This is a genomic window from Kitasatospora sp. NPDC058190, from assembly GCF_042883685.1.
In the GTDB taxonomy this organism is placed as follows: domain Bacteria; phylum Actinomycetota; class Actinomycetes; order Streptomycetales; family Streptomycetaceae; genus Kitasatospora.
The window spans coordinates 40,494-55,156 of sequence record NZ_JBHVVI010000042.1; the positions used below are offsets into that span (position 1 = coordinate 40,494).

The window sequence follows — 14,663 nt, forward strand, 5'->3', positions numbered from 1 at the left end:
CTACACCCACGTCCTGGGGCGGGCCCGGTTGGCCCGTTCCACCATCTCGATCCTGGTCTCGGCCCGGTCGGCCAACCGGGCGAGTACCCGGTAGGACTGTTCCAGGGCGAAGCGCAGTTCCCGTTCCACGGCGGGTCGTCCCAGCACCACGGTGGCGCCGGTCTGCTGGGCGCCCGCGGAGCCGGCCATGACCCAGCCGAGGGCGGCGCCGAGCACCTCGACGGAGAGCTCCTCGCGGCGGCGGTCGTCGAGGCGCAGCGCGGTGAGCTGGTCGGAGCCGGCGGTGAGGTCGGCGGCGAGCGGGTCGGTGGTGGGGCGTTCGCGCAGCCGGGCGCGGACGGCGGCGATCCGGGCGGCGGTGTACTGGCTGGAGGTGGCCGGGACGGACTCCAGCACGCGGACGGCGCCGGGCCGGTCGTCCTCGGCGAGGCGGACCCGGGCGAGGCCGAAGGCGGCGCTCAGGTACGAGTGGTCGGTGGCCCACACCAGGCGGTAGAACTCGGCCGCGTCGCCACTGTCGCCGAGGAGCTCGGCGCAGATGGCCAGGGCCAGCTTGGGCGCGGCCTCGCCGGGGAAGGCGTCGTAGACGGCGTCGAAGGCCTCGGCAGCGGCGCGCAGTTTGGCTGTGACTCGCCCGCTCGCCTCCGGGTGCTCCTGACCCGACGCCGACGGTCGTCGCTCCGTCGCTCCTTCGTTGCTCCCTCGCTCCTCCCTTTCGGCGCCGGCGCGCCCTTCGGCTCGGGGCGTGGAGCCGCCGTTCTCGGCGGCGCCGACCAAGGTGACCAGGCCGCGGTACCAGACCACCCGCCAGTCGTCCGGGTGGTCCTTCTCCAGCTCGGCCAGCTCGTTCCCGGCCATGCCGTGGCGGCCGAGTTCGAGCAGGGCGCGTAGCTCGCGCAGCCGGCTCTCGATCGAGACGGCGGGGGCGCCGCCCAGTGCGGCGAGCGCCTCCTCGGGGTCGGTGGCGAGCAGGGTGGCGAGGAAGCCGGCGTTGGGGTCGCCCGGGTCGACCCGGGGGACGGGCAGGGCGAGGGCGGCGGCGGACGGGTCCAGCGCGGTCACCCGTAGCTGGCCCAGCTGGTCGGTGGGCAGCACCAACTCGGTGTCCACGACGCGCAGTTCCGGGCCGAACAGGGTGGAGAGCGCGGGCCGGGGCCGGTCGTCCTGGAGGGCCAGGACCTCCCGCAGCACGCCGGTGAGCTGGTCGGCCATCTCCTCGGCGGAGGAGAAGCGGCGGGCCGGGTCGGGGTCGGTGGCGCGGACCAGGAAGCGGTAGTACGACTCGTACGTGGCGAAGACCTCGACGTCCTCGGGGCCGGGCAGCGAGTCGCGGTAGGTGGTGCTGTAGCCCTGGAAGTCGAAGGTGAGCACCGCGAGGGTGCGGGCCACGGTGTACAGGTCGGAGGCGGGGGAGGGGCCGTGGGTGGCGATCTCGGGGGCCTGGTAGCCGACGGTGCCGTAGATCGCGCCGTCGTGGTCGAGCCGACAGACCGCGCCCATGTCGATGATCTTGAGCGCGTCGCCGCTCTGGATCACGTTGTCGATCTTGAAATCGCAGTAGATCAGGCCCCGGGCGTGCAGGTACCCGAGCGCGGGCAGCGCCTCCAGCGCGTACGCGATCGCCACCTCCACCGGCAGCGGCTCGCGCCGGCCGTCCTGGGTGCGGCGGTCGTTGGCGATGTCCTTGAGCGACTTGCCGCCGACGTACTCCATGACGATGTAGCCGTCGGTGGAGCCGGAGCCGATGTCCAGGTGCTCGGCGAAGTTGATGATCCGGACGATGTTCGGGTGGTCCACCTCGGCCAGGAAGCGCCGCTCGGCGACGGCCGCGGCGAGCGCGTCCTCGTCCCCGGTGTTCAGCAGGCCCTTGAGGACGACCCACTTGTCGTTGACCCGGCGGTCCACCGCCAGGTATATCCAGCCGAGCCCGCCGTGCGCCAGGCAGCCGACCACCTCGTACTGCCCGCCGACCAGGTCGCCGCGGCGCAGCTTGGGGGTGAAGGAGTACGGCGTGCCGCACTTGGTGCAGAAGCCGTCCGGGCGGCCCGGCCGGCCGTTCTTCTCCCGGCCCACCGGCGTCTCGCACTTGGCGCAGAAGCGCTTGCGCTCGGGCACCTCGGGGTTGGCCAGCACCGCCAGCGACGGGTCGGCCGTCTCCACGGTCGGCACCGTGACCAGACCGGCGCCCAGCCGGTTGCGGGTGCCCGCGCTGACGCTGCCGCGGGTGGAGCGCACCGAGACCGAGCGGCTGGAGCCGGTGCGGGTCGAGCGGTGCGAGCGGGAGCGGCCGGACATCGAGCGGGAGGAGCCGGTGCGGGCCGACATCGAGCGGATCGAGCCGCTGCGGGCGGAGTCCGGGTTGACCCGCGCGGACGGGACGTAGGGCTGGGTGATGCCGGTGTCGGCGCCGGGCGCGGTCAGGCCGCACTCGTCGCAGTAGCCGTCCGCGTCGATGGTGCCGGAGCAGTCGCGCGGGCAGGGGGAGCCGGGGCCGGCCGCCGCCGCTGCCTTCGGCGGCGCCGCGGTGGTGCCGGTGCCGCCTCCGCCCGCCGGCGCCAGCCCGCACTCGTCGCAGTAGCCGTCGGCGTCGATCCTGCCGTTGCCGGAGCAGTCCGGCCGTACGCACGTCTCGCCCATCAACCTCAGCCCCCCTGTACCTGTCCGTCGACCGGCGTCTGGCCGGCCGCGTTGTGCGGTGTCTCCTGCTCGGCCTGGGCCGGGCGCAGCGATTGCTGGAAGCGGGCCACCGCGGCCGCCGCCGCCCGCAGGTCGCAGGGCGCGCTCCACAGCAGCCAGCGCGCCTTCTCGTACCGCTCGATCACTTCCGGGTCCTCGGAGACCCGCATCCGGGCCGCCATCGCCTTGTAGGCGTCCAGCCGGCCGCGCAGCTCGGCCCGGACGGCCAGCGGCTGGGTCACCTCGGTGAGCGAGTGCCGGGCCCGGGCCAGCTCCTTGGCGGCGGCGTCCTCCAGCGCGTCCAGCAGCGGCGCCAGCCGGCCCCACTGCCCGCCCTGGCGCAGCTCCAGCGCGGTGACGATCCGTTCGCGCAGCGCCGAGGCCGGGCCGGGCACCGCCGGGACGTCGCTGGACGCTATCTTCGCCAGCACCTCGCCGCGGGCCCGGCGGGCCTCGGCCAGGGTGGCGTCGGCCCGCTGGAGCAGGTCGCCGACGCCCTGGAGCCGCTCCTCGGCGTCGTCGCGCAGCCGCAGCAGGTTCTCCAGCTCCAGCCGGACGCCGTCCAGCGCCCGCCCGGCCCGGTCGAAGCGCTCGGTGTCGACCACCCCGGCGGGGGTGGCGAAGGCCGAGCCCTCGGGCACCGTGCCGCGCTGGGCGGGCACCCGGGCCGGGCGCCACAGTGCGAGCGGGTCCTCGCGGACCTCGGTGCGCAGTTCGGTGAGGTCGCGCTCCAGCCCGGTGAGGTCGTCGCCGAGCGGGTGGGCGCCGGCCCGGACGCCGAGCGAGGCGGCCAGGGTCCGCACCCGGTGGAGTTCGGCCAGCAGCAGGTCGATCCGGGCCGGCAGCGCCGACCAGACCGCGTCGGCGGCGCTGACCACCTCCAGCACGGTCGCGTACCAGGAGTTCATCCGGGCCATCAGCGCGTCCAGGCTGATCCGCTCGACCAGCTTGGCGGGCGCGCCGAGCAGGTGCGGGCCGTCCGGCACCGCGCCGCCCGGAACGGTCACCGCGTCGCCGGTCAACAGCTCGCTGAGCTCGGCGAGTTCGGGTGCGCCGGGTTTGGCCTTGCGGGCCCGTACGGCGCGGGCCGAGGCCAGTGCCTCGGAGTAGCGGTCGAACAGCGCCCAGAGCAGCGGCAGGCCCTTGCCGGCGACGGCCCAGCGCTCCAGAGTGCGGCCGGACAGCTCGGCGCCGTCCAGCAGCCGCAGGCCCGGGTGGTCCTGCAGGGCGAGCAGCGCCGACTCGACCGCGTCCCGCTCCGCGCCGAGGCGCGCGAGCGCGCGGTCCACCTCCTCCCGGCTCAGTACCGGGCCAGCCGATGCCGCCACCGCGGTGTCCTTCCTTCCTCGCGTGCGATCCCGACGTCCGTGACGCGTGATCCCACGACAACCCCCGTGTCCACCACCGGTCTCCCCGTGGTGATCGTCCCGAACCCTAGCTGGTGGCCGTTCGGGCGGCGCGGGCGCGGGGCGTCAAGACCGCGTCAACACCCCGCGTCCGCACTGGTCCGTACCCGACTCGTGCGGCCCCGGCCCGGGCCTCAGTGCGGCACCGGCCAGTAGTGCTCGGCGTCGTTGAGCATGTACGGCTTGAGCCAGCGGTCGTACGAGCGCCCCCAGTCGCCGTCGGCGTGGTAGTCGGCCAGCACCTGGTTGACCCGGGCGGTCAGGTCGGGGCTGGTCTTGAGCATGGCGACGCTGATCACCTCGGGCTGGGTGTCGCCGTCGACGATCCGCACGGTCTGGTCCTGCGCCGCCTGACCGGCCGCCAGGCCGTCGTCGGTCATGGTGGCGTCGACCTTGCCGAGCTGCATCAGGACCAGGCAGTCCAGCTGGTTGTCCACCGAGACGACCTGCTTGGCGGTCTTCTTGGCGTCCAGCACGGTCGCGGCGGTGGAGCCCTTGGCGGCGCAGACGGTCCTGCCGTTGATCGCGTCGTCGAGGCTGGTCGCCGGGCTCGCCTTCGGGACCAGCACGCGCTGGGAGATGCTGAAGTACGGCTTGGAGAAGGCCACGTCCTTCATCCGGTCGCAGTTGACGGTCATGGTGCGGACGATCAGGTCGACCCGGCCGTTCTTCACCGCGTCGACGCGGTCGGCGGTGGCGACCGGCTTGAGCACCACCTGGCCCTGGTTGCCCATGATGGCGGTGCCGATGGCCCGGGCCAGGTCGATGTCGAAGCCCTCGATCTGGCCGGTGTTCGGATTGCGGGAGCCCCAGCGGTAGCTGTTCTGGTCCACGCCGATCACCAGGCTGTGCCTGGCCTTGATGGCCTTCACGGCCAGGCCGTCCACCGTGCTCGGCGGCACGCTGCCGTAGATGTCGCAGGTGTCCGACTGGTCCCGCGTCTGCTGTACGGCCTGCGGCGCGCTGGTCGCGGCGGCCGGTGCGGCGCCGGAGGGGCCGCCCCCGCCGAGCACGGTCGCGCAGGCCGCGAGCACTGCCAGCGCCGCGGCGCTCCTGGTCCGTACGGTTCTGGTGCGCATCTGTCCGTTCCCCCTTACCGGTACTCGGCCAGTCGCCGGCCGAGGCCCCGCAGCGCGGCGGCCGCGGCCACCAGGGCGAGCGCGGCCGCCGCGCCGGCCGCCAGCCGCAGGTCCGTGGCGGTGCCCTTGGCGGCGTCGGTGAACCGCGCCTGCTCGGCGTCGGCGGCCTGACCGAGGGCCTTGTCGGTGGCGTTGAAGGCGGCGTCCGCCGTGCTGGTGGCGTCGGTGGCCGACACGGTGGCGTTCAGCGCGGCCTGGTAGTCGGCGTTGAAGACCTCCAAGGTCCGTGCCTTGTCGTGCCGTTGGCGCCACTCGTCGTACTGCGCGGCGGCCTCGCGGACGGGCTGGGCGGCGGCCGGCGGGGCGAGCCGGACGGCCTCCGGGAGCGAGCCGCTGCGCCGCTCCAACGGGACGTCCTTGGCGTTGTCGCCGGACAGGTGCTTGGTGGCGCTCGCCCACTGGTCGGCGTACTTGGTGGTGGAGCCGCGCGCGACCAGGTGCAGGTTCTCCGCCAGCCGGGCGGTCAGCACGTCCACCCGGGCGTTGTTGAGCGCCCGCAGCGGGGTCGCGCCGTCGTGGTCGCTCCGCTCCAACGCCGAACTGGTGGTCAGCCCGGCCACGGTGAGCCAGAGCGCGCCCGCGAGGACGGCGGCGGTGGCGCCCAGCAGACCGATGTTGAACACCCGGTTGGTGCGGCGGAACAGCGTCAGCTGCACCCAGCCGAGCGCGGCCAGGGTGAGCACCGCCAGGCCGTACGCACCCCACGGCACGGACTTGGCCCCGGCGTAGTCGTCCGCCAGCTCCTTGTCCTCGAAGCCCTTCAGCTCGGCGGCGGCCGGCAGCAGGACGTTCTGCATCTGTTCGGAGGCGTACCGCAGGTAGGCGCCGCCGAGCGGGATGCCCTGCCGGTTGTCGGCCCGCGCGGTTTCCACCAGACCGGCGTACACCGGGAGTTGCTGGTTCAGCCGGGCGAGTGAGTCCTGCGCCGGGGAGGTTGACGTGGTACGGGCGGCGGCCTGGGCGATCAACTTGGCGGCCTGGGCGAGATCCTGCTCGTAGCGGTCCCGGACGTCCTTGGGCTCGGTGCCGGCCAGCAGGAAGCCGGTGGCCGCGGTGGTGGCGGCGTCCGCCAGCGAGCGGTGGATCTCGGCCGCGTCCCGGCTGAGCGGCTGGCTGTACGAGACCACCCGGTCGGCGGCCGAGGCCCTGGTCTCCAACTGCCAGGCGGTGAGCCCGCCGAAGGCCACCGTGAGCACCGCGAGCACCACCCCGGCCAGCCGCAGCCGCCCCGGGGGCGTCCGGGTGGCCTGGGCCAGCCGGGCGCGCACGCCGCGTTCCACGGCACCCGCCCGGGGGCGCTGCGCGGGCGGCGCCGCGCCGGGCCCGGGCGCGGGGAGGCCGGGCGGCGCCGCGCCTCGTACCGCCGCCGGTGCCGCTGCCGGCACGGCCGGTGGACCGCTCGGCCGCGCCGGGAACGCGGCGCCCGGTGCGCCGTTGCCTACTGGTGTTGCCACCCGCCTCATCCTCCCCTGGGTGCGGACCCGACACCCGGGGCCCGACCGATGGCAGCAGTATGGCCGCGACTCCTCCCGGCCACACCCGACTTGCGCCGATCTTGAGCATGTCGTGCACGGTTTCCGCACGCTCTCCCACGGTTCGGTACGTCTTGTGCGGCGGCGGCGTACGTCCGGCACGGCGGCGTACGGCGGGCGCACGGTTCGTACGGCTCGCGCGGAGAGGTGGCGACCCGTGCGACGCGGGCGGCGCCCCGCGCGGTTCCATCAAGCGGCTCCCGAGGTGGGGCGCCGACCCGCTCCGTACCATGGGCCCCATGCGACTGCTTGGAACGATCTCACCCGACCGCCCGCTGCTCGTCGTCGCCGTCCGCGAAGAGGCCGCCCACCTGGACGAGCGACTGCCCGTGCTGCTCACCGGGATAGGGAAGGTCAACGCCGCCGTGGCCCTGGCCACCGTGCTCGCCCGGGGTGAGAAGCCCGCCGAGGTGATCAACCTCGGGACGGCCGGCGCGCTGCGCCCGGGCTGGGAGGGCATCCACCACGTGGTCCAGGTGATCCAGCACGACCTGAACACCGAGGTCCTGCAGGCCCTGACCGGCCGCAGTTACGGCGCCCCGCTGGTGGTCGGCAAGGGCGACGGCCCGGTGCTGGCCACGGGCGACCTGTTCGTCGACTCCCCGGCCGCCCGCGAGCGGCTGGCCGAGCACGCCGACCTGGTCGACATGGAGGGCTACGCCGTCGCCACCGTCGCCCACCGGGCCGGGGTGCCGGTGCGGCTGGTGAAGTACGTCAGCGACGAGGCCGGGGACGGCGCGGCGCACACCTGGCGGGAGTCGGTGGACGACTGCGCCCGGCACCTCGCGGACTGGGCGCACGCCCAGGGCTGGTGACGGCCGGTCGGTCCTTTCCGGTGGCCGGGGTGGGCGGTGGCCGGGAACACCGCGCCCGGGGCGCGTCGAGCCGAGCGGGCTCCGCGCTCGCCGCGGCCCGATGACGTCGAGGGGCCGTCGCCGCGCCGGGTGCCGGCGCACATGATCGAGGAGACCGGGCGGCCCGCCGGGCCCGCGGACGTCATCCGCGAGCCGCTGGACGGCGCGATCGGGCGGTGAGCCGCGGGGTGGGAGGGTCTTCCGCCCTCCCACCCCTGTGTCGTCCCTCAGTCGCGGAAGGCCGAGAGGTCGAAGGAGGCCAGCCGCTCCGGGTCGAGGATCACGTCGATCGCGGCGATCGCGCCGTCCACGACGGTGAACGCCATGATCGACAGCGCCCGGCCGTTGGCGCCGATGACCACCGCGCCCGCGGTGCCGTTGACCAGCGCCGGGCGGGCGAACGGCGACAGCTTGCCCCACAGGACGGCCTGGCCGGCGACCGTCGCGGCGCCGCTGAGCACCACGGTGTGCCGGGCCAGCCCGGCCCCGCCGTCCGAGCGCAGCACCACGTCCGGGTCGAGCACCGCGACCAGGGCGTCCAGGTCGCCGTTGCGGGCGGCGGCGAAGAAGGCGTCCACGGCGAGGCGCTGGCGGCCCAGGTCCGGGTCGGGCGCGGGCGCCTGCCCCTGCACCTTGCGGCGGGCCCGGCTGGCGAGTTGGCGGGTCGCGGCCGCCGTCCTCTCGATCAGCGGGGCGATCTCCTCGAACGGCACCGCGAACATGTCGTGCAGCACGAAGGCGACCCGCTCGGCGGGCGACAGCGACTCCATCACCACCATCAGCGCCAGACCGACCGAGTCCGCGAGCATCACCTCCTGCTCCGGGTCGACCACGCCCTCGCGCCGCAGCAGCGGGTCCGGGATGCGCTCCGGGCCGGTCTCCCCGTCCGGCCCGGTCGGCACCAGCGGCTCCTCACGGCGCTGGGCGCGGTCGCGCAGCAGGTTCAGACAGACCCGGGAGACCACCGTGGTCAGCCAGCCGCCGAGGTTCTCCACCCCGGCGGTGTCGGTGCGGTCGTACCGCAGCCAGGCCTCCTGGAGCGCGTCCTCGGCCTCGCTGATCGAGCCGAGCATCCGGTACGCGACCGCGCGCAGATGCGGCCGGTGCTCCTCGAACAGCGCGGTCCGGGAAGATCTCTCGTCCACCGTGTCACATTCCTTCGACGCCTCGGGTCAGGGCAGCAGGAGCCACCCAACAACGGCTACGGCGGGGAGATCAACTCCTGGCCCGGGACGAATCGGAGACGATCGTGACGAACGACCCGGTACTGGTCGCCGGTGGCACCGGCACCCTGGGCCGGCGGGTCGGAGCGGCCGGCGGCCTGAGTGTCCGTCCGGCTGCCTAAGCTGTCCGCCGTGTCCTTCCTTGACCGCCTCCGGGCCACCCCCGTCGCCATCGACTACCTGCTCTGGCCGGGGGACTTCTCCCTCGACGCCTACCCGCACGTGGAGGAGGTCGTGCTCGCCTCCGGGGAGGCCCTGGAGGAGGTGGCCAAGTGCGGTGCGGGCGGCACCTTCTTCCTCTGCGGAGAGGGCGGCGACGAGCGGCCCGTGCTGTACGCCGACTCCGAGGGCGGCGCGGCGGTGACGGCCGCCGGGCTGGAGGAGATGGTCCGGCTGCTGCTGGCGGTGCCGTGGTGGCGGGACTGCGTGCGGCTGACCGAGGAGGAGAGCGCGGAGGCGGCCGAGCAGTACCTGGAGGACGAGCCCGACCTGCTCGCCGACCGGGACGCGGCGGCGGCCGCGCTCGGGCTCGAAGTCCCCACGGCGGCCGAGGCGTTGGCGCGGCTGCGAGAGGCCGCGTTCGGCCTCGGGGAGCGGTACACGCTGCTCAACGCGGTGGAGGGCAACGCGTACGAGCCGCTGTTCAGGCCCTAGCGGCCCGGAGCAGGACCTCCGCCTGACCTCACTGGACACCCCGTGGACCGTGCGCCGGACGGCGGCCGCGGCGGTGATGTCCGAACACGGCTTCGCCTCGGCGGTGTCGCTGCGGCCGGTGTTCGTGGCGAGGGTGGGTGCGGCGCCCAGGGAGTACCGCCGGAGCTTTCGCGGCCGGGAGGAGGGCTAGGTTCAGCAGGACCGCCCGTTACCGGAGGAGCCCCGATGGCCTGGTTCACGCTGGAACGCTTCGACCCGTCCTTCTTCGAGACCGCGCCGCACCGGCACTCGTACACCATGGACCTGCCGGTGGCGCCGGAGACGGTGTGGCGGGGGCTGGCCGGGGACGCGCCGCTGGCCTGGTGCCGGGGCCTGGCCGGCGGGCGGTACACCTCGCCCGCGCCGCACGGGGTCGGCACGACGCGGGAGATCACCGCGCTCGGACTGCTGCACCTGCGCGAGGAGTTCGTGCGGTGGGAGGAGGGGACGCGGCACTCGTTCCGGGTCACGGAGGCCAGCCTCCCGCTGTACCGGCGGTTCGGCGAGGACTACGTGGTCCGGCCGCACGCCCACGGCACCCGGTTCACCTGGACCTTCGCCTACGAGCCGCACCCGCTGCTGGCCCGCCCGGCCGCGCTGACGGACCTGCCGGGGGCGTCGTTCCTGAGGAAGCTGATCGCCGACACCAAGCGGCACTTCGGCGCGGCCTGACGGCGGAACCGGGCCCGCACGGGAAGTCGACCCGGCCGACTTCCCGTGCAGGTCGGCCGTTCAGCCGCTCCGGTTCAGCACCCGGGCCGCGCCGCCCGCGACGGCGGTGGCGAGGATCCAGCCGGCGACGGTGAGGGCGAGGGCGGCGGCCTTGGCGGCGCCGGACGGGTCCCAGGCGGCGCGTTGGCCGAGGCTGAGGAAGGGGACCACCAGGTCCATGACGTAGAGCAGTGGGTCCCAGGCCGGGCCGCCGCCGGGGCTGACGGCGCGGGGCGCTCCGGTGAGGGCGAAGTAGCCGGTGCCGCCGGCCAGCAGCAGGAGGAGCCAGAGGAGGGCGCGGGCGGGGCGGTAGCCGTAGCCGACGACGGCTTCCAGGAGCAGGCCCCAGGCATGGCCGGCCGGGCCGAGGGACTGGTGGCGGCGGCGTTCCTTGCGGATCAGGACGTCCCGGGCGGCCTGCTCCTGCCCGGCCTGGCGGTAGGCGGCGGCGACCCGGGCGTAGACGGCGGGGGAGGGCGCGGTGACGTGCGAGGCCAGCCAGGCGAGGCGGGCGGGGGCCGGGCAGTCGGCGGCGGGTTCCAGGCCGGTGAAGGCGGTCGCGGTGAGGTCGAGGGTGCAGCCGGCGGGCCAGCGGGCCGGGTCGGCGACCAGGGTGCCGAGTTCGGCGGCGGTGAAGGTCAGCGTGCCCGTGGAGTCCGGGTGGAGGTCGAGGAGCACCCGGCGGGCGTGCAGGTCCTCGAAGTCGGCTGCGCCGCCGTGGGTCTGGGTGAGGCGGGCGTCGGTGAGGTCGAGGGTGCCGGCGATCCGGGTGCGGGAGAGCCGCAACTCGCCTTCGGCGCGCAGGTTCTGGGCGCGGAGGCCGCCGTCGACGGTCATCTGTTTGGCCATCAGGGCGAAGCCGTCCGCGCCGCGCAGGACGGTGCCGCTGAGGTCGAGGCCGCCGGAGAAGCGGGCGTCGAGGAGCCAGAGTTCGTCGGTGACGACGGCGTCGCGCAGACCGAGCCAGAGGCCGACGCGAAGGCCCTCGGCGTCCAGGCCGGGCAGGTGGGTGCCGTTGAGGTTCCACCAGGTGACCTCGGCGTAGTCGAGCAGGACGCGTTCGGCGAAGCCGCAGCCCAGCAGTTTGACCGGGGCGGCGATCCGGGCGCCGGTGAGGTCGAGCCGGCCGCTGATGTGGGCGCCCTGGAGATCGAGGCGGGCGAGCCGGCCCGGTGCGGCGGGCGGGGGCTGGAGCAGCAGGTGGGTCAACACCTCGGCCCGGACGGTGCGTTCGGGCGGCCAGGTGGCGGAACGGGCCGGGTCGTCGTCGCCCTGGGGGTCGCCGTCGCGCAGGTCGAGGCGTTCGCCGCAGCGGTAGGCGTGCCAGAGGCGTTGCTCGGTGGCGGTCCAGTGGTGTGGCGGGTGGTGAGTCATGCGGAGGCCTCCCGGCGTGGTCAGACAAACGTCTTGGACATTTGTATTGCACGTACGTCTGACTCTGAGTATGGTGATCACATCAGCCGCTCCACAAGGGGGAATCGACATGAACGACGCCATCCGCAGTGAACTGACCGTCGACGGCCGCCGCCTGTCCTACCTGGACTTCGGTGGAGCGGGCCGCCCGCTGCTCGCGCTGCACGGGCACCTGTCCGAGGGGGCCGTGTGGGCCCGGCTCGCGGACGAACTCCGGGGCGAGTGGCGGGTGATCGCGCCCGACCAGCGCGGCCAGGGGGAGTCCGAGCGGGCCGCGGACTACTCGCGGGAGGGCTACCTCGCCGACATCGAGGCGCTGCTCGACCACCTGGGCCTGGAGAAGGTCGTGTTGCTCGGCCACTCGCTCGGCGGGATCAACGCCTACCAGTTCGCCGCCCGCCACCCCGAGCGGGTCGAGGCGATCGTCGACGTCGAGGCCCCGGTGGAGCTCGGCCTGGAGGGGCCGAACCCGCTGGCCTTCCTGCTCGACCTGCCCTACGGCGCCCCGAGTCGGGACGAGCTGATCGCCGCGCTCGGCCCGGCCGCCCCGTACTTCGCCGACCGGCTGCGGGAGGACGCGGACGGCGGCTGGCGGCTGCCCTTCCACCCCAAGGACATGTACGACTCGGAGGAACTGGTCCACGGCGACCACTGGGCCGACTGGACGGCGACCACCTGCCCCGCCCTGCTGGTGCGCGGCAGCGCGGGCGTGATCCCGGCCGAGCAGGCGGAGTGGATCGTCGCCCGCCGCCCCGGGACGGTCGCGGTCGAGCTGGTCGGCGACCACCTGCTGCCGATCAGCGCGGCGGACGAACTCGCGGCCACCGTGCGGGAGTTCCTCGCGACGCTGTGACAGGCCGGCCCAGAGGGCTCAGTGGGCGAGGGCGAGGGTGGCGACGGCCAGGGCGAGGTAGAAGCCGGGGAAGTAGATGTTGTGGAGGACCCGGGTCCGCACGTGGGTGATCACGGCGCCGATGTAGAACAGCACCAGGCCCACCGCGGCGGCGGTGCCGAGGGGCGGGAAGGCGACCAGGCCGATCAGCAGGCCGGCGGCCCCGGCCGTCTTGAGCGCGGCGAGCCACGGGACCCACTGCGGCTGGACGTTCACCTCGGCGGAGTTGGCGAGGACGAAGGGCGCCTTGGCGAAGTCCGCGGCGGCGATTCCGGCGTTGGCGACGATGGCGGCGACGGCCACGATCACGTAGGCGGTGGACATGGGACTCCTTCGGCTGATGCGGGTGCTTCCTCGTCGTCCAGCCTCCTCAGCGCCTCGTCTTGCGTCCAATACCTGCTTCTATAACCTGATGGAATGGATGTGGACACCCGGCTGCTGCGCTACTTCACCGCCGTCGCGGAGGAGGGCAGCCTGACCCGCGCGGCCGAGCGGCTGTACGTCTCCCAGCCCGCGCTGACCAAGCGGATCCGGCAGCTGGAGACCGACCTCGGCACCCCGCTGTTCGTCCGCTCCCGGGCCGGGATGGCCCTCACCGAGGCCGGCCGCGCCCTGGCCGCGCGGGCGCCCGGGCTGCTGGCGGCGTGGGACGCCGCGCTGCGGGAGACCAGGGCCGCGGCCAGCCGGGCCGAACGCGTCCTGCGGGTCGGCTTCCTGGCCAGCGCCGCCAACGAGGCCACTCCGCGGATCGTCGCCGAGTTCACCCGCCGCCGCCCGGGCTGGCGGGTCGACATGCGGCATGCCACCACCTGGTCGGACCCGACGGCCGGCCTGGCGGCGGGGGACGTGGACGCGGCGCTGCTGCGGCTGCCGTTCCCCGGGCAGGAGCGGCTGCGGGTGGCCGAACTGTCCACCGAGCCGCGCTGGGTGGCGCTGCCCTCGGCGCACCCGCTGGCGGCCCGCGAGGTGGTCCCGTTCCGGGAGCTGTGGGACGAGCCCTTCGTCGCCGCCCCGTCCGAGACCGGAGCCTGGCGGGACTACTGGACCGCCGCCGACGAGCGCGAGGGGCACCCCGTCCGGATCGGTGCCGTGGTCGACCAGCCGGACGACTGGCTGAGCGCCATCGCCAACGGCTACGGGGTCGCTCTCGCCCCCGAGTCCACGGCCCGCTTCTACGCCCGGCCCGGGATCACCTACCGGCCGGTGAGCGGCGTCAGCCCCAGCCGGGTCGGGGTCGCCTGGGCTCCGGTGGACGACGACAACCCGGTGGTGCGGGACTTCGTGCGGTGCTGCCTGGAGTCCCTGGACGGCCTGGACGAGTGAGCTTCGGCGAGCGGCGGGGTGGCGGCCCTCAGCGCCGCCACCCCCCGTTGGCTTCTCGGCAGCCGGGCGGTGGTTCGTTGAGCCAAACCCCACGGTGGGGTGACATCCGGTGGGGATCTGCGCGGGGTTCAGCGCGGATTCGGTGAGCGTCCCATCCGGTGCAGCAGGCGGGCCTGTCGGGAGGCTGCGGGGGCGGGTTCGCCTTCAGGGGCGGCGAAGAAGCGGTGGGTGGTGTCGGGCGCGACGGGGGTTTCGGGGAGCCCGGCGTAGATCGCGTCGAGGTGGTCGGAGATCCAGGCCACCAGGCCGGGGTGGAGGGTGTCGTCCAGGCCGAGGGCGGTGGCGAGGTCCCAGGTGTGGACGATGCTGTCCGTGATGCGTACCGCGAGGGCCTGTCGGCCGGCGAGCGGGCCGAGGGGGTGGTCGAGGATCCGGCACAGGGCGCCCTGTTGGCCGAAGGCCTCGGCGAGCCGACGGACGGACGCGGTGTAGGCGGCGAGGGGGTCCGGGCCCAGGGCGTCGGCCTCGCGCAGGCGCAGGAACTCGGAGCGGTCGCCACCGTTCAGCAGGAGCAGGTAGTTGAGGTTCCCCCGGGTCATGTGGTTCGCCAACTGCCGCACGTTCCAGGCGGTGCAGGGGGTGGGCAGGGCCCACTGCGCGGGACGGACGGCACGCAGGTGCTGCTCGAACTCGGCACCGGCGAGCAGGAATCGGTCGAGGAGGCCGTCGAAGGCGCCGCTGGTCATGCGGACCATCCTGAGGGCGGAGGCCCGTCCGGTCCGGCGGGTTTCGGACCTCGCG

General features: G+C 74.5%; 14 protein-coding genes. 6 read left to right on the plus strand and 8 right to left on the minus strand.

All coding sequences use genetic code 11. The features are described 5' to 3' along the window. The 4 genes from ACFVWU_RS20335 to ACFVWU_RS20350 form a co-directional block, all read right to left on the minus strand. Positions 1-2,637, minus strand: coding sequence for a tetratricopeptide repeat protein (locus ACFVWU_RS20335; protein ID WP_387622675.1), 2,637 nt, complete (start codon positions 2,635-2,637; stop codon positions 1-3). Positions 2,638-2,642: 5 nt separating this feature from the next. After that, positions 2,643-4,004 (minus strand): hypothetical protein, encoded by a 1,362-nt coding sequence (locus ACFVWU_RS20340; protein WP_387622677.1) that lies wholly within the window; start codon positions 4,002-4,004, stop codon positions 2,643-2,645. A gap of 212 nt (positions 4,005-4,216) precedes the next feature. Further along, a complete protein-coding gene (locus ACFVWU_RS20345; protein WP_387622679.1) occupies positions 4,217-5,161 on the minus strand; it encodes a glutamate ABC transporter substrate-binding protein in 945 nt (314 codons plus the stop codon). Between the two features lie 14 nt (positions 5,162-5,175). Beyond that, positions 5,176-6,675: a hypothetical protein gene (locus ACFVWU_RS20350; protein ID WP_387622682.1), complete on the minus strand. Its 1,500-nt coding sequence runs from the start codon at positions 6,673-6,675 to the stop codon at positions 5,176-5,178. A gap of 317 nt (positions 6,676-6,992) precedes the next feature. Here ACFVWU_RS20350 and ACFVWU_RS20355 point away from each other — a divergent pair, with 317 nt between their 5' ends. Together ACFVWU_RS20355 and ACFVWU_RS20360 are read left to right on the plus strand one after the other, a co-directional pair. After that, positions 6,993-7,568, plus strand: a complete 576-nt coding sequence (locus tag ACFVWU_RS20355) for a nucleosidase (protein ID WP_387622684.1) — start codon at positions 6,993-6,995, stop codon at positions 7,566-7,568. Between the two features lie 36 nt (positions 7,569-7,604). Then, positions 7,605-7,787, plus strand: a complete 183-nt coding sequence (locus tag ACFVWU_RS20360; RefSeq protein ID WP_387622686.1) for a DUF664 domain-containing protein — start codon at positions 7,605-7,607, stop codon at positions 7,785-7,787. A 47-nt stretch (positions 7,788-7,834) separates the two neighbouring features. On the opposite strand, the gene ACFVWU_RS20365 is transcribed toward ACFVWU_RS20360, so the two are convergent. Next, positions 7,835-8,752 (minus strand): sigma-70 family RNA polymerase sigma factor, encoded by a 918-nt coding sequence (locus ACFVWU_RS20365; protein ID WP_387622689.1) that lies wholly within the window; start codon positions 8,750-8,752, stop codon positions 7,835-7,837. Between the two features lie 210 nt (positions 8,753-8,962). Here ACFVWU_RS20365 and ACFVWU_RS20370 point away from each other — a divergent pair, with 210 nt between their 5' ends. Continuing rightward, positions 8,963-9,484, plus strand: coding sequence for a hypothetical protein (locus ACFVWU_RS20370; RefSeq protein WP_387622692.1), 522 nt, complete (start codon positions 8,963-8,965; stop codon positions 9,482-9,484). A 225-nt stretch (positions 9,485-9,709) separates the two neighbouring features. Next, on the plus strand, positions 9,710-10,195 hold the full coding sequence (locus ACFVWU_RS20375; protein ID WP_387622695.1) for an SRPBCC family protein: 486 nt from the start codon (positions 9,710-9,712) through the stop codon (positions 10,193-10,195). Positions 10,196-10,255: 60 nt separating this feature from the next. Here the strand turns inward: ACFVWU_RS20375 and ACFVWU_RS20380 are convergent, their stop codons facing one another. After that, positions 10,256-11,608 carry a hypothetical protein gene (locus ACFVWU_RS20380; RefSeq protein WP_387622698.1) on the minus strand — a complete coding sequence of 451 codons (1,353 nt, stop codon included), beginning with the start codon at positions 11,606-11,608 and terminating at the stop codon, positions 10,256-10,258. A gap of 109 nt (positions 11,609-11,717) precedes the next feature. Between ACFVWU_RS20380 and ACFVWU_RS20385 the strand changes: the two genes are divergently transcribed. Next, positions 11,718-12,500, plus strand: a complete 783-nt coding sequence (locus ACFVWU_RS20385; RefSeq protein WP_387622701.1) for an alpha/beta fold hydrolase — start codon at positions 11,718-11,720, stop codon at positions 12,498-12,500. Between the two features lie 18 nt (positions 12,501-12,518). Here ACFVWU_RS20385 and ACFVWU_RS20390 read toward each other — a convergent pair whose 3' ends face one another. Beyond that, positions 12,519-12,863: a DoxX family protein gene (locus ACFVWU_RS20390; protein ID WP_387622704.1), complete on the minus strand. Its 345-nt coding sequence runs from the start codon at positions 12,861-12,863 to the stop codon at positions 12,519-12,521. A 93-nt stretch (positions 12,864-12,956) separates the two neighbouring features. Between ACFVWU_RS20390 and ACFVWU_RS20395 the strand changes: the two genes are divergently transcribed. Beyond that, a complete protein-coding gene (locus ACFVWU_RS20395; protein WP_387622707.1) occupies positions 12,957-13,862 on the plus strand; it encodes a LysR family transcriptional regulator in 906 nt (301 codons plus the stop codon). Positions 13,863-13,990: 128 nt separating this feature from the next. Here ACFVWU_RS20395 and ACFVWU_RS20400 read toward each other — a convergent pair whose 3' ends face one another. Beyond that, entirely contained in the window at positions 13,991-14,608 is a 618-nt protein-coding gene (locus tag ACFVWU_RS20400) for a TIGR03086 family metal-binding protein (protein ID WP_387622710.1), read from the minus strand. Between the last annotated feature and the right edge of the window lie 55 nt (positions 14,609-14,663).

Excerpts from the sequence above, each read along its gene's own strand:
- ACFVWU_RS20400 (WP_387622710.1), bottom strand. The coding sequence starts at position 14,608 with ATGACCAGCGGCGCCTTCGACGGCCTCCTCGACCGATTCCTGCTCGCC.
- ACFVWU_RS20355 (WP_387622684.1), top strand. The coding sequence starts at position 6,993 with ATGCGACTGCTTGGAACGATCTCACCCGACCGCCCGCTGCTCGTCGTC.
- ACFVWU_RS20380 (WP_387622698.1), bottom strand. The coding sequence starts at position 11,608 with ATGACTCACCACCCGCCACACCACTGGACCGCCACCGAGCAACGCCTC.
- ACFVWU_RS20385 (WP_387622701.1), top strand. The coding sequence starts at position 11,718 with ATGAACGACGCCATCCGCAGTGAACTGACCGTCGACGGCCGCCGCCTG.
- ACFVWU_RS20390 (WP_387622704.1), bottom strand. The coding sequence starts at position 12,863 with ATGTCCACCGCCTACGTGATCGTGGCCGTCGCCGCCATCGTCGCCAAC.
- ACFVWU_RS20375 (WP_387622695.1), top strand. The coding sequence starts at position 9,710 with ATGGCCTGGTTCACGCTGGAACGCTTCGACCCGTCCTTCTTCGAGACC.
- ACFVWU_RS20395 (WP_387622707.1), top strand. The coding sequence starts at position 12,957 with ATGGATGTGGACACCCGGCTGCTGCGCTACTTCACCGCCGTCGCGGAG.
- ACFVWU_RS20335 (WP_387622675.1), bottom strand. The coding sequence starts at position 2,637 with ATGGGCGAGACGTGCGTACGGCCGGACTGCTCCGGCAACGGCAGGATC.
- ACFVWU_RS20345 (WP_387622679.1), bottom strand. The coding sequence starts at position 5,161 with ATGCGCACCAGAACCGTACGGACCAGGAGCGCCGCGGCGCTGGCAGTG.